Raw genomic sequence first — 14,000 nt, forward strand, 5'->3', positions numbered from 1 at the left:
AAGGTAATCAATATTTAATTACTTTTCAAAAGTGAAAATGTTCCTGCTATTTCTACTATAAAGAGACAAGGTGATAGATTTGATCCAAATAACGAAATATTGGGAAGATATTCATGTGCTTGAAGTGAATAGACTGGCACCAAGGGCTTATTACATTCCATATGGGGATTCTGAAACTGCGCTTGGTAAGAAACGGGGGCAATCCCCCTTTTATCAAACATTAAATGGAAATTGGAAGTTCAATTATCACGCTAGCGTCAAGCAAGTCGAAGAGGGGTTCTATCTTGAAGATGCTAATGTCAGCAAATGGGACGAATTACTTGTGCCATCCTGTTGGCAAATGAACGGTTATGACCAACGTCAATACACCAATATCAATTATCCATTCCCTTGTGATCCTCCTTATGTGCCCAATAATAATCCTGCCGGTGCTTACGTGAGAGATTTTCATATATCTCAAGACTGGCATGAGAAAGCGAAATACGTTGTTTTTGAAGGCGTTAATTCGTGCTTCTATGTGTGGGTTAACGGTCAGTTCGTTGGGTATAGTCAAGGTAGCCGGATGACGGCCGAATTTAACATTACCCCTTTTGTCCATCCTGGGAAAAATCGGATCGCCGTGCTCGTACTCAAATGGTGCGACGGGAGTTATTTGGAAGACCAAGATGCTTGGAGATATTCCGGGATTTTTCGGGATGTGTATATGTTAGGAAGAGATCAGTCCCATATTCGCGATGTGTTCAATAAGCAGCAATTGTCAAAGGACTTCAAGGAGGCTGCACTGCGCTGTGAAATTGAAACGGTGGGCAGTTGTCATGTTCAAGCTGTATTGAAGGATTGCAATGGCAAGTCTATAGGAACATGTGAAGCAACCATAGATGGTCAAGGATCACTTGAATTTATTGTAGCCGAGCCAGTTCTGTGGAATGCCGAAAAGCCGTATTTATATCAGTTATTTGTATGCAGCGGGAATGAAGTTCTTCATTTCCATGTCGGCTTTCGACAGGTTGAGATCGAAGAAGGTGTGTTTCAGATTAATGGCCAAGCAATCAAGCTTAAAGGTGTTAATCGTCACGATACTCATCCTGTGCTGGGGCAAACGATACCGGTTGCACATATGATTCAAGATTTGCTTCTTATGAAAAGGCATAACATCAATACGATTCGTGCAGCACATTATCCGAACGATCCCCGGTTCTTGGATCTTTGCGACGAATATGGATTCTATGTCGTGGATGAGGCCGATTTGGAGTGCCATGGTCTGAGTACTGGCGGATACGTGGGAACGGATATTCATCAATTGAGCAGAGATCCGAAATGGGAGCAAGCTTTTGTCGAGCGGGCGCAGCGTCTGGTAGAACGAGATAAAAACCACCCGTGTGTTGTTATTTGGTCCATGGGGAATGAAGCCGGCTATGATGTTAATCATATCGCTATGGCCTTGTGGACAAAAAATCGAGATGAGTCACGGCTTGTCCATTATGAAGGTGCGGCTCCCGTAAACAAAGGAAATCCTGATGTGGAAAGTTTGGACATTGAGAGCCGGATGTACGCTTCACCCCGGCAAATCGAGGAATATGCTCAAAATGAGAACGCTGCGAAGCCGTTGTTTTTATGCGAATATAGCCATGCTATGGGGAATGGGCCCGGAGATTTGAAGGATTACTGGGATGTGATTTACAAGTATCCCCTGTTGATGGGAGGGTGCGTGTGGGAATGGTGCGATCATGGCATTTTGGCAGAGACGCCGGAGGGGGTACCGTTCTTCGCCTATGGGGGCGACTTTGGGGATAAGCCCAATGACGGCAACTTCTGCCTGGATGGACTCGTATATCCTGACCGGACACCCCATACAGGACTTCTGGAATTAAAGAAGGTTATTGCGCCAATTCGAATTCAAGAGGTAGACCTGATTAAAGGGGAAATGAAGCTAACTAATCTCTTTGATTTTATCGATTTATCCCATATCGCACTCTACTGGAAGGTAGAGAAAGACGGGCAAATGATTCAGCAGGGTGAACTGACCCAATTAATCGTCGAGCCACAACAATCCCAAGTGTTCACGTTGGAATACGATCTACCGGCAGCTTCCTATAGTCGTTACTTCCTTACTTTAACCTGTGTTCATAAACTGGCATCGGCTTGGGCGGATAAAGGCGATGAAGTCACTTTTGAACAATTCGAACTTCCTATAGTGAAGCTGGTACACAGCGAACAACGATCAATTCCTGCTATTCAGTTTGCGCAGCAGGGGCATCTTGTAACCATTGAGGGCTTTGATTTTGAACATGTCTTTGACCTGTATGACGGTGCTTTTACTCGTATATCCAAACACGGAGTGGATTTGATTTGTGAACAAACCAAATTCCAGATTTGGAGAGCCCCTGTTGATAATGACAGAAATATCAAATTGAAGTGGATCGAAAATGGGTACGAAAGAGCAGTCATGCACGTATACGAGAGCAAGGTGACCCACAGTACCGAATCGTTCGTGGAGATCGCTGTTCAGTATTCGTTGGGTGGCTACAACAGGTATCCGATTCTTCATGGGACAGTCTTATGGCGGGTGGATGGTCATGGTGAAATCACCTTACATACGAAAGTTCAAGTAAGAGAAGACTTCCCGTTTCTGCCTCGATTTGGGCTTCAGTTTACGATGCCGCAAGGATTCGAGAATGTGGAGTACTTTGGAAACGGCCCTCATGAAAGTTATATTGATAAGCGACAAAGTGTTAAAAAAGGCAAGTTTTCAGCACAAGTCGATGATTTGTTTGAATCCTATTTGATGCCGCAAGAAAACGGATCAAGATATGGAACGGAATGGTTGTATCTGACGAATCAACAGGGGATCGGTTTCAAGGTTTCAAGCGATAGTGAATTTTCCTTCAATGCGGCTCATTACACACCAGAACAGCTAGATCAAGCCGGGCATCCACACGAGTTGAAGAAGCGGAAGGAAACGATTGTTCATGTGGATTATAAAATGAGCGGTGTGGGGTCGAACTCCTGCGGACCTGATCTTCTTCCAGCCTATAGATTGGAAGAAAAAGAGTTTGAGTTTGCTTGTCGTATACTCCCGGTATGTAATGAGGATTGAGATACAATAAAAAAGGGATGTGACCAAAAGATGCATAAAATTGAAACCGTACATGTGGTTTTCAAAACCCATCTGGATATCGGCTTTACTGACTTGGCTGAAAAAGTAATTGATCAATATACGGAATTATTTATTCCGAAAGCGATTGAATTAGCAGAAACATTGGCGAAAGAAAATTCGCAAGAACAATTTCTATGGACGACAGGCTCATGGCTCATTCACAAGTATTTAAATAAGGCATCTGCTTCCAATAGAGAGGCACTCGAATCCGCGATCGCCAAAGGTCATGTTGCTTGGCATGGTCTGCCATTTACCACACATACCGAGTTGATGGACGTCAGGTTATTTGAATACGGCCTATCCCTATCCAATAAATTAGATTCAAGATTCGGGAAGCAAACTATTGCGGCTAAGATGACCGACGTTCCGGGACATACGATCGCAATCATTCCCCATATGGCTAAATACGGAATCAGGTATCTCCACTTGGGTGTAAATCCAGCTTCAAAAAAACCAGATGTACCGAATGTCTTCCTATGGAAAAATAAAGATGGTTCCGAGATTATTGTCAATTATGCGGCTACTTATGGGGACATCTTGGAAATTGAAGGTCTACGAGATGTATTAGTGTTTGCTCATACGGATGATAATTGCGGACCACCAGACATAAAAGTCATTAAGAGCAAATACGAACAATTAGCTAAAATGTTTCCAGGGGCCCAGATTAAGGCTTCCACGATGGACGTATTTGCTGAACAGTTGTGGCCTTTAAGAGACAAGTTACCCGTTGTATATGAAGAAATTGGGGATACATGGATTCATGGCGTTGCGACAGATCCTAAGAAAGTCTCACATTTCAGGGAACTTTTACGAATTAGAGAGACATGGATTCAAGATGGTCGTCTTCAAATAGACAGCAAGGAATACGAGGATTTCAGTGATAACTTGCTGCTTGTTTCCGAGCATACATGGGGGTTGGATCTTAAGAAGTATTTGACGGATTATAAAAATTATTCGAAACCTGATTTCAAAGAAGCAAGGAAACATGACTTCATTGCCAAAGATGCTATCCCGTCAAAATATAATTATATCGGTGAGTTTGCCATGGATGAATTTAATAAAAACTCGAAAGAGATCCAATCCACTTCATGGGAAGGTCGCACGTATTCCTTTTTTGAACAATCGTGGGCCGAGCAGCGGGAATATATTGGCAAAGCACTGCGTTCACTGCATACAGATCTACAGAATGAAGCAAACGCTGCACTTGGTTTGTTAAAACCGCAATGGAAAGAACTGAGTGAGTCATCGATAATTGGGGCAAAAGAGATCATAAATGCCGGCTTATTCGAGGTTCAGTTCGATGATGATGGCTCCATAATCCGGTTGAAAGATAATGCGGGGAAAGAATGGGCCGACGAAACCTACAGATTGGGTAGCTTTAGCTACGAGTCTTTTGGAATTGAAAATTATCATCATTGGTTTGAAACCTATATGCAAAATTTGAAATTCACGCATAGTTGGGCAGATTCAGATTTCGGCAAACCAGGCTTTGAGTATGTGCAACCAAAACCTCAGCATAAGCAATGGAAGCCCTTGCTAACATTACTTAGTGTGAAGAGAGAAGAGCATTTCGATATCATTCAGGCGCAGTTGCAAATGCCACAAGAATCCGTAGATGTGTTGGGGGCTCCTGCCAAGCTGATTATTCAGTATAAGTTCCATATAAATGAACATAAAGTGGACATTGAATTAGAATGGTTTGATAAACAGGCATCCCGTTTGCCGGAAGCATCCTGGTTTTCATTCAGGCTGAAAGTGAACAATCCGAATTTGTGGCAAATGGACAAAATGGGGGAATGGCTGTCCCCTCTCCAAGTCGTCAAGGGTGGCAATCGAAATTTGCACGCTATACAGACAGGTGTTTCTTACCAAGGCTCTGATGGCTCGGCTATGATTACCAGCTTAGATGCTCCTTTGCTTTCACCTGGTGGAAAGAACTTGTTAAAATTTGATAATGGCTTCGAACCTTTGGATGGGGGCATGCATGTTAACTTGCATAATAATATTTGGGGCACCAATTTTCCAATGTGGTATGAAGATGATGCCAAGTTTAGGTTCTCTTTAGACATTATGAGCTATAAGATTTGATAGACTGGCCTTACGAGAAATCGTAGGGCTTTTATGCAGTATATCGAATCTTAGACACAGAATTATGTGAAAATGTTGATTAGCATTCTGAAAATGGGAATACCGACGGCAAGGCTTGACCTCTATCGCGATCTTTTGGAGGATAAAAACATTTCTGTCATCCATGTCTGCACCCCCAATGTGTCCCACTGTGAGATCACAGTGGAATCGTATCTATGATTCAGCTAGGATTGGAAAGGAAATACTGCTTAATTATGGGATGAAAAAGTTGTTTTAATATGAACTCTGACCCGTAAAATGGACACTTTGATAAAAGTGCCCTGTTACGGGTCATTTTGCATCTTAATCAGATGATCAATCACAATCAAGAACGATCGGTCAAAATAATTATTGACCGATCGTTCTTGATATGTTAAATTTGCTTCGAAAGGAGGGAACAATGAGATGGCAAGGACAAAGGAATTTGATGAAGATGCCGTTCTGCTTAAAGCCATGTGGTTATTCTGGGAACAAGGCTATGAGAAGACATCCATCCAGGAGCTGGTCTCACATATGGGGATTCATAAAGGGAGCATGTATGATACCTTTGGCGATAAGCAATCCTTATATGTCAAAGCATTGAGACGCTATAGTGAAATGTTAGAGCAATCGGTTAAGCGTCGTATGGCTGATACCGGTTCTGCCAAGGAAGCAATCCGACTGTTGTTTGAAATGGCAATCGGGCAGCGAGAAGAGTTTCCTAACGGCTGCTTCATAGTGAATACCGCGGTTGAGTTGGCCAAACATGATTCTGAGGCCAGAGATTGGGTTCATCTGGACTGGGCCCGTACAGAACAGTTAATACGTGATCTTATTATGGAAGGCCAACAATCGGGGGAATTTTCCAAGAACCTCAACGCGGAATGGTTGTCTTATTATTTTAATAATGCATTAATCGGCCTGCGCGTTATGGTGAAGACTATAACGGACAAGGAAAAATTACGCCAAATTATTGAAATGAATATGTCGGTCTTGGAATGAATGGGTATTTGATGATTTTCAAATACTAAATTATATAGGTTAAGGAGTGGAGCAATATGGGAAAACTTGATGAGAAAGTGGCTTTAATTACAGGAGGCAATAGCGGAATCGGTTTGGCAAGCGCTAAATTGTTTGTTGTAGAAGGGGCAAAGGTCGTTATAACAGGCCGGAATCAGACCACGTTAAGCTCGGTGGCTGAGGAGCTTGGGTCCAATGTCCTTGCGATTCAAGCGGATGCAGCCGATCCAGCAAGCATGGAAAATGCGGTGTCCGCAGCAGTAGCAACCTTCGGCAGACTTGACATCGTATTCGCTAATGCCGGCATTGCAGCTCCCACACCTGTAGGAGGTACAGAGCTTTCGGTTTTTGAAGAAGTGCTTAAGGTTAACGTAACAGGAGTCTTTTTCACTGTACAAGCCGCTCTGCCCCAGCTGAAGGAAGGAGCTTCGGTAATCTTGACCGGCTCAACGCGTGCAACCGATGGCGCGCCGGAAAGATCCGCCTATGCGGCGAGTAAAGGAGCCATCAGCAGCATGGCTAGAGTGTTAGTTTCCGAGTTGTCGCCGCGGGGAATCCGTGTAAACACTTTGGTCCCAGGGGCAACGCGTACACCAATTTGGAAACAGTCAACACCTGAAGAAATAGCAAAACTGGAGGCTGCACATGCGCGTACGATTCCTCTTAACCGTATGGGCTTTCCTGAGGAAGTTGCCAAGGTTGCCTTGTTCCTGGCTTCTGAAGATTCTTCCTATGTACAGGGAGCAGAAATTGCCGTTGATGGGGGAGCTAACGCATCTCCGTTGGGAGCCCCAATATACCGTCAAGGTTAAGTATGGTTGAAGTTTTTATTTTTATTTTTGAACGATCGTTCAAATAAGTGCCAAAGTATTAACCCAACTAAAAAGGAGATATTAACATGAACACAAACAATCAATTTACCGTAAATCGCAAAACACCTGATTATTGGCGCATTACATTTCATAACCCGCCGATTAATCTCCTCGATCCTGATACAATGTTTGAGCTTTTAACGCTTATGGATCAAATCGAGACAGACCCGGATCTGAAGGTCGTTGTTTTCGACAGCGCAGATCCTGAATATTTCATAGCGCACTATGACATGGCGCGTGCTGGAGAAAAGCAAAGAACGCCAAAAGAAAGTGACCTTCCACCATTTATTGATTTAACATCTCGACTTTCCAGGACTTCGGTTGTCAGCATAGCTGAAATTCGGGGACGAACCCGCGGAGTCGGCAGCGAGTTTGCGCTTGCCTGTGATATGCGGTTCGCCAGCAAAGAGAAGGCCATCTTCGGACAGCCTGAAGTCGCTGTCGGCATCGTACCGGGAGGTGGTGCCATGGAGAGACTATCCCTCTTGGCGGGGCGTGCTCGAGCTCTTGAGATCACGATTACCGCCGACGACTATGATGCCTCAACAGCAGAACGCTATGGATGGATTAACAGAGCGATCCCTGACGCTGAATTAGAAGGTTTTGTGGAAAACTTGGTTCGAAGAATTTCGTCAATCGATAAACAGACAATAAGTGAAGCCAAGGGTCTCCTTAATCGTGCTGGAATCCCTGAAACCTCAGAATTGATGGAATCTCGAGCAGCCTTTATCGCTGGAGCCTTGTCAAAAAGTACGCAGGAAAAAGTGTCAAAAGCAATGGCGCGGGGCTTTGGTCAACGAGGCGATTTCGAGCTTCATTTAGGTCAACATTTAGTAAATATTGACTAGTTGCCATTTTCTGAAGAGTGTAAAAACATCGATCTTAAAGGAGAGTTACGAAAATGATTAAAATGGAAAAGCAATTGTACACGGCTACTGTAAACGTTCAAGGCGGAAGAGAAGGCAAAGCGATTTCCAACGATGGAGTCCTTAACTTGGACATGAGAGTTCCCAAGGAATTAGGGGGGCCCGGCGGACATGGAACCAATCCGGAGCAACTGTTCGCTGCAGGATTTGCCGCATGCTTTGAAGGTGCGATAGGTCTTATTCTTAGAAATAAGAAGATTAAAGCGGAAGGTACACAAATATCTTCTAATGTTACGATCGGTAAGGATGCGAACAACGGCTTTGTCCTCGCCGTTAAATTGGACATAACGATAAGCGGAGTAGAAACCAGTGTCGCTAAGCAAATCGTTGAGGAAGCCCATGAGGTGTGCCCTTATTACAAAGCTGTTCGGGGCAATATCGAAGTAGAAACGAACGTGGTTGGTTAATGATATAAGAGACCAGAAAGGAATGCATACCATTGACGAAAGTATATGATCCAACAACAGGGCTTCTTTTAGTTGACCCTTATAATGATTTCTTGTCACCGGAAGGCAAGATTTTCCCTCGTACTAAAGAAGTAGCAGACTCTGTGAACTTGCTTGAACATTTAAAGGGAATCCTTCTTGCGGTTCGGAATGCCGGTATTCAAGTTTTTTTTGTTCCTCATCACAGATCTGAACCGGATGATTTCGAAACCTGGAAGCATCCGACTCCCTATCAGCTCCGTGCTAAACAAGGACAGGTGTTTGCCAAAGATTCATGGGGTGGGGAATTTCATCCGGATTTTCAGCCTCAGAAGGGTGATGTGATTATTAAAGAGCACTGGGCCAGCAGCGGATTCGCGAACACTGACCTTGATCATCAACTTAAAATGCATGGTGTACAAAAGATTATCGTTATCGGTATGTTAGCCAATACGTGCATTGAAGCGACTGCACGCTTCGGCATGGAGCTTGGTTACCATGTTACCCTTGTTAAAGATGCTACAGCGGCTTTTAGTAAAGAAGCAATGCATGCGGCGCACGAAATTAATGGCCCTACATTTGCACATGCCATTTTAACAACAGAAGAACTTCTTGCTGCTCTGTAAGAAGCCTATAAAGAAGATGGGGGTAGCCTCGGATAGGAGGTACTATCATGAATGACAAAATCGTAATGCCGATATGGACATTCGGATTGTTTATCGTCGTGATGAACACGACTATGTTTAACGTCTCCATTCCGAGCATCATTCGGGATATCGGGGTTTCGGCGGCTCTCGGATCGTGGATTGTTTCAAGTTACTCGATCGGCTATGCATTATCAACGGTGATTTACAGCAGACTCTCCGACGTGCTGCCGATTCGAAGATTGCTTACGATTGGACTCGCGATACTAGGGCTTTCTTCCGTCTTCGGTATCATGGCGACGAATTTTGGAGCGCTGCTTATGGCTCGGATCGCGCAGTCCGCCGGCGCCGGCGCGATGGCGGGACTGGGTCTCATTCTCGCCAGCCGGTATATTCCTTATGAAAGGCGAGGAAGAGCGATTTCGATGATTTCCGCGGGAGCTGCCATGGCATTTGGACTTGGGCCAATTGTCGGCGGGTTGATTAGCGAGTACATCGGTTGGAACGGGCTGTTTGCCGTCACTTGCCTTGTGATTGTCCTTCTTCCGATTCTGCTGCGTATGCTTCCCAAAGAGCAGCCAAAGCCATTTCGGTTTGACATCGCCGGGGCCATCCTGACTGTCGTCAATGCGGCGACGATTCTGATCGCTGTCACGCAGCGCTCAGTCGTCTGGCTGGCCGTCGGATTGTTATCGATCGCTGCCCACGTCTGGCATCTCAGACGCTCGAAAGAAACGTTCATTAACCCGGAGCTCTTAGCAAAGCCTATGTACCTGAAACTACTAGCTGTCGGATTTTGCATCATGATGCTGAACCTCGGTAACTTGTTTTTAATGCCATTAGCACTTGCTAATATGTTCGGTAAATCACCTTTGGCCATTGGCTTTACGATCGCGCCGGGCGCCGTTTTATCAGCCTTTCTTACGCCTTTCGTCGGACGCTGGATCGACCGGTACGGCAATGTGCGGTTTCTGATTCTCGGGCATGTCATTATAGCTTTCGTGTTGGCAGCTTTTTGGGCGGAACTTGGCGTATCACCGGCTGTTATTCTGTTAGGCTACCTATGCTTTTCGCCGGCGCTTTCGGCATCGATAGCATCGTTAAATAATGAAACGTCGCGTATTTTGCCGGCGAAGCTAATCGGTTCAGGCATGGGGCTCATGCAGCTTATCCAGTTTTTCGGTGGTTCGTTTTCCGTTGCGGTTTGCGGTTTGTTGCTTGAATATCAAAAAAAGAACTCGCTGGTACGTGCCTATGAACAAGTGTACGGTGCTTTAATTGTGGTATGCGTTTTATCATTGTGCGCATTGCTCTGGTACATGCTATCCGGTCGTCGGTCTGAGTCTTCACCGGGCAGCATTGTGGAAAGTACCATAAGTGCTCGCGAGAGAGCAAAATAAATGAACAAATGTGTTGTACCAAAAAGCATGAGGGAGAGCAGATAAAGAAGAATCGGCGGGAAGCGGCATATATTCTACATTTGCTAAGAAAAATTCAGTCATCGGCTATAACAAGGGTAGTCAAATCATTGATATTCGTTCCAGCGAGCCCAAAGCTTCAATGGTATTCCTCGAGGATTGGCCCGGGCCGACCGAAAACTCTTCGGTATTCTAAGTTTGACAAACTACCTATTAAAAGATAGAATAACACCATGAACAAAAACCTAGCTCAGCTGTTCACCGCCAATTTGAATTGGTTGGAACAAGTGTTGGATCAAGGGCAGCGTGTAGGGCATTTAAACTTTGAAGGTGCCGCGGGCGTGAAAGGCCCATCAAATTCTTGCTTCGCTTCAAGGTGCGCAATTACTTGCAAGAAGTTTTCAGGATTTAAGTAGGTTTAACATGATCGCCGTAAGATTAATATCCGCTTTAACTTAAAAACGAAGGCGGATATTTTTTTAAAATAAAATCTACCTTTTAATAGATAGACAAAAGGATAAGGAAAAATGAGAAACCATTCTACTGAATAGAGGAGGTGAAGAGATATTGTATGAGCTGCGAGTGTACCAATGTGAAGCATGGCATGAAAGTGACGCTATTTTGGGAAGATATTGATGCGGCAAATAACCCACTTTATTATGTTGTCGAGCATGCCAATATGGAAATGCGTAACCTCAACTATGAGCGTTTCCGCAACGATCCTGAATGGATTGAATTAACACGAATTACAGAACTTGATGGACCATTACTGAACAAACATGAGAGTATTTTTATGAAAAACGTATCATGTTTCGAGAATTAAAAAATGATTTTTAAAACAATTATGAAAAGGAGCAACTGAAATGAAAACATTAGTAATCGTGACTCACCCGAACATCGAAGCATCTAACTGGAATAAAGCATGGGTGGAGGAATTGCAAAAGCATGACGATATCACAATTCATGAATTATATAAAGCGTACCCAGACGAAAATATCGATGTTTCTAGAGAGCAGCAGTTGATTGAAGCACATGACCGGATTATTTTTCAATATCCGCTTTACTGGTACAGCACACCGCCATTACTCAAAAAGTGGTTTGATTCCGTATTGCTATATGGCTGGGCCTACGGACCGGATGGCAATAAAACAGCAGGTAAAGAAATCGGTGTTGCGATCTCGACCTACGGTACGGAAGAGTCGTATCAAGCAAGTGGGTTTAATCGTTTTACACTGCAAGAAATATTGCGACCGATAGAAGCGACTTCTCGTTTTATAAGTGCCACATATCTGCCTCACTTTGCACTAAACGATACTTCTGCCGTTACGGATGAACGATTAGCACAGAGCAGCATCGATTACGTTCAACATATTAAAACGGTAAAGCCAGTTGTGGTGGATTAATGAAAGACTTGATCATTGACGTTTATATGGATTTGAGTTGCCCCTGGTGTCGTATGGGAACAAAGAGCTTATTAACCGCTTTAAAACAGCTACCGAAAGACAAAAAGGTAACTATCCGTTGGCAAGCTTTTCAGATAAATTATGGTATTCGTCCTGAAGGTGAAGATTATCGGCAGGTTATGATTGGCAGATTAGGCGGGGTTCCTCAATTCGAAGCAAGAATGAGGCAGTATAACGAATACGGTGCTCATTATGGCCTCAAATATAATATGGATATTGTAAAATATACACCCAATACGACTTTAGCCCATCAATTAATAGCTATTGCTCCAGAGGACAAGAAAGAGCAATTAATTGAGAAGGTCTATACTGCTTTTTTTGAAGAGGGTATTAACATCGGAGATGTAGATGCACTTGTGCAAATAGCAAGAGCAAGCGGGATCACTAACGAGAATGCCGAGCTAAGAATGCGGCTCATGAATGGTGATGGAATTGAAAAGGTAGAATTAGGACAACGCAACGCGCAAAAGTTAGGAATCAGAGGGGTTCCTTACTTTGTAATTAATGAGGAGATCTCCTTATCAGGACTGCAATCTCCTGATGAATTGATTACCTTGTTTGAAAAAATATAAGCCGAAATGACTAAAAGGTTACGACACAAATGTCAGCAACAAAAGTAAATCTAGCAGTTATCTATTACAGCAAGTGTAACAGTGGATCAAAATGGAGTTATGAAGGAAGACGTGCGCGCTGCTGCTGAACATCAAGCAAAACGCACCGTATCCGTTGCTAGATGGGTGAAAAACGGTTCAGTATAATAATACTAGCTATCATATATTAAGATCATAGATGTAGGCGATTATTACGCTTAATATTTTATTCATAAATTAGAAAATCACATGGAGGAATAACACATGAGTATTCAAGGAAAAGTATTTGTAATAACTGGAGGAAGCAGCGGTCTTGGGAAAGCTATGGCGATTGAGTTGGTGAATCGAGGAGCGAATGTAGTTATCAATGGACGCCGTGAACAAGCGTTGGCTGAGGCTGCAAAAGAAATTGATCCCACAGGAAAACAAGTCCGTTTTCTTGCCGGTAATATTGCAGATCCAAAGATCGCGCAGCGTCTAATCGACGAAGGTTTGGCTCACTACGGACGCATCGATACGCTAATTAATAATGCCGGAATTTTCATTTCTAAGCCATTTACAGAGTATTCAGAAGAGGACTTTGCAACATATTTATCCACGAATGTCATCGGCTTCTTCCACGTTTCCCAACGCGCGGCGGCTGAGATGCTGAAACAAGGAACGGGACACATCATTAACATCACGACGAGTCTAGTTGACCAACCTTCAGTTAACGTTCCTTCCGTACTCGCCTCATTGACGAAGGGCGGTCTGAAAGCTGCAACAAAATCACTAGCAATTGAGTATGCTTCCAGAGGTATTCGAGTGAATGCAATTTCACCAGGGGTAATTAAAACACCTATGCACCCTGTTGAAACACACGATTTTCTAGCTAAATTGCATCCTATGGGACAAATGGGCGAGGCGCATGACATCGTTGAAGCAGTTATATATCTGGATTCAGCCAACTTCGTAACAGGTGAGATCCTTTATGTTGATGGCGGACAGAATGCTGGTCACTAAGCAAATGGAACAGCAGATACAAAACATATCCAAACGGAATGGGGGGAATATTCATGCCAATCGTTACGATTCAAGTGACCCGCGAGGGCACAACACCAGATCGTCAGTCTGTCACGGCGGAAGAAAAAGCGGCACTCATTAAAGGGGCCAGCGAGCTTCTGCTCAACGTTTTGAACAAACCTTTAGAATCTACCTTCGTAGTTATCGAAGAGGTTGACACCGAGAATTGGGGTTGGGGCGGACTGCCTGCGTTGGAGTATCGCCGGCAGCTTGCCGATAAGAGAAAGTAATCGCTTGATCGTTAATAATGAGAGCGTGATTTAGCGTCTTTGCACTGATGACACGATTGTGATCATGGCCCAATTGTATACATGGGG

General features: G+C 44.0%; 13 protein-coding genes and 2 pseudogenes. All 15 read left to right on the forward strand.

The window, feature by feature from the left end; genetic code table 11:
* Window positions 1-70: 70 nt before the first annotated feature.
* The 15 genes and pseudogenes from AC58P7_RS23085 to AC58P7_RS23155 all read left to right on the forward strand — a co-directional run bounded on the left by AC58P7_RS23085 (window position 71) and on the right by AC58P7_RS23155 (window position 13,913).
* Window positions 71-3,097 (forward strand): glycoside hydrolase family 2 TIM barrel-domain containing protein, encoded by a 3,027-nt coding sequence (locus AC58P7_RS23085; protein ID WP_497347044.1) that lies wholly within the window; start codon window positions 71-73, stop codon window positions 3,095-3,097.
* A gap of 30 nt (window positions 3,098-3,127) precedes the next feature.
* Window positions 3,128-5,245, forward strand: a complete 2,118-nt coding sequence (locus AC58P7_RS23090; protein ID WP_497347046.1) for a DUF5054 domain-containing protein — start codon at window positions 3,128-3,130, stop codon at window positions 5,243-5,245.
* A gap of 117 nt (window positions 5,246-5,362) precedes the next feature.
* Window positions 5,363-5,449: pseudogene (locus AC58P7_RS23095) on the forward strand (hypothetical protein); the annotation flags it as partial.
* 240 nt (window positions 5,450-5,689) lie between these two features.
* Window positions 5,690-6,265 carry a TetR/AcrR family transcriptional regulator gene (locus AC58P7_RS23100; RefSeq protein ID WP_497347048.1) on the forward strand — a complete coding sequence of 192 codons (576 nt, stop codon included), beginning with the start codon at window positions 5,690-5,692 and terminating at the stop codon, window positions 6,263-6,265.
* Between the two features lie 56 nt (window positions 6,266-6,321).
* On the forward strand, window positions 6,322-7,095 hold the full coding sequence (locus AC58P7_RS23105; RefSeq protein ID WP_497347050.1) for an SDR family NAD(P)-dependent oxidoreductase: 774 nt from the start codon (window positions 6,322-6,324) through the stop codon (window positions 7,093-7,095).
* 86 nt (window positions 7,096-7,181) lie between these two features.
* Window positions 7,182-8,003: an enoyl-CoA hydratase/isomerase family protein gene (locus AC58P7_RS23110; protein ID WP_497347052.1), complete on the forward strand. Its 822-nt coding sequence runs from the start codon at window positions 7,182-7,184 to the stop codon at window positions 8,001-8,003.
* Window positions 8,004-8,065: 62 nt separating this feature from the next.
* Complete coding sequence (locus tag AC58P7_RS23115) at window positions 8,066-8,488, forward strand: organic hydroperoxide resistance protein (protein WP_497347105.1); 423 nt, start codon at window positions 8,066-8,068, stop codon at window positions 8,486-8,488.
* A gap of 32 nt (window positions 8,489-8,520) precedes the next feature.
* Window positions 8,521-9,132, forward strand: coding sequence for a cysteine hydrolase family protein (locus AC58P7_RS23120; protein WP_497347054.1), 612 nt, complete (start codon window positions 8,521-8,523; stop codon window positions 9,130-9,132).
* Between the two features lie 47 nt (window positions 9,133-9,179).
* A complete protein-coding gene (locus tag AC58P7_RS23125) occupies window positions 9,180-10,550 on the forward strand; it encodes an MFS transporter (RefSeq protein ID WP_497347056.1) in 1,371 nt (456 codons plus the stop codon).
* A gap of 43 nt (window positions 10,551-10,593) precedes the next feature.
* Window positions 10,594-10,764 (forward strand): annotated as a pseudogene (locus tag AC58P7_RS23130) (DUF4309 domain-containing protein); the annotation flags it as partial.
* Between the two features lie 375 nt (window positions 10,765-11,139).
* The gene (locus AC58P7_RS23135) at window positions 11,140-11,391 is read left to right on the forward strand and encodes a hypothetical protein (protein WP_497347058.1); all 252 of its coding nucleotides are present in this window, start codon (window positions 11,140-11,142) and stop codon (window positions 11,389-11,391) included.
* Between the two features lie 40 nt (window positions 11,392-11,431).
* On the forward strand, window positions 11,432-11,971 hold the full coding sequence (locus AC58P7_RS23140; protein WP_497347060.1) for an NAD(P)H-dependent oxidoreductase: 540 nt from the start codon (window positions 11,432-11,434) through the stop codon (window positions 11,969-11,971).
* Window positions 11,971-12,603, forward strand: coding sequence for a DsbA family oxidoreductase (locus AC58P7_RS23145; RefSeq protein WP_497347062.1), 633 nt, complete (start codon window positions 11,971-11,973; stop codon window positions 12,601-12,603). Before AC58P7_RS23140 ends, AC58P7_RS23145 begins: the two co-directional genes overlap by 1 nt.
* A gap of 282 nt (window positions 12,604-12,885) precedes the next feature.
* The gene (locus AC58P7_RS23150; RefSeq protein WP_497347064.1) at window positions 12,886-13,623 is read left to right on the forward strand and encodes an SDR family NAD(P)-dependent oxidoreductase; all 738 of its coding nucleotides are present in this window, start codon (window positions 12,886-12,888) and stop codon (window positions 13,621-13,623) included.
* Between the two features lie 53 nt (window positions 13,624-13,676).
* Window positions 13,677-13,913 (forward strand): tautomerase family protein, encoded by a 237-nt coding sequence (locus AC58P7_RS23155; protein WP_497347066.1) that lies wholly within the window; start codon window positions 13,677-13,679, stop codon window positions 13,911-13,913.
* Window positions 13,914-14,000 lie beyond the last annotated feature (87 nt).

The organism is Paenibacillus sp. J22FR5, from assembly GCF_059691975.1.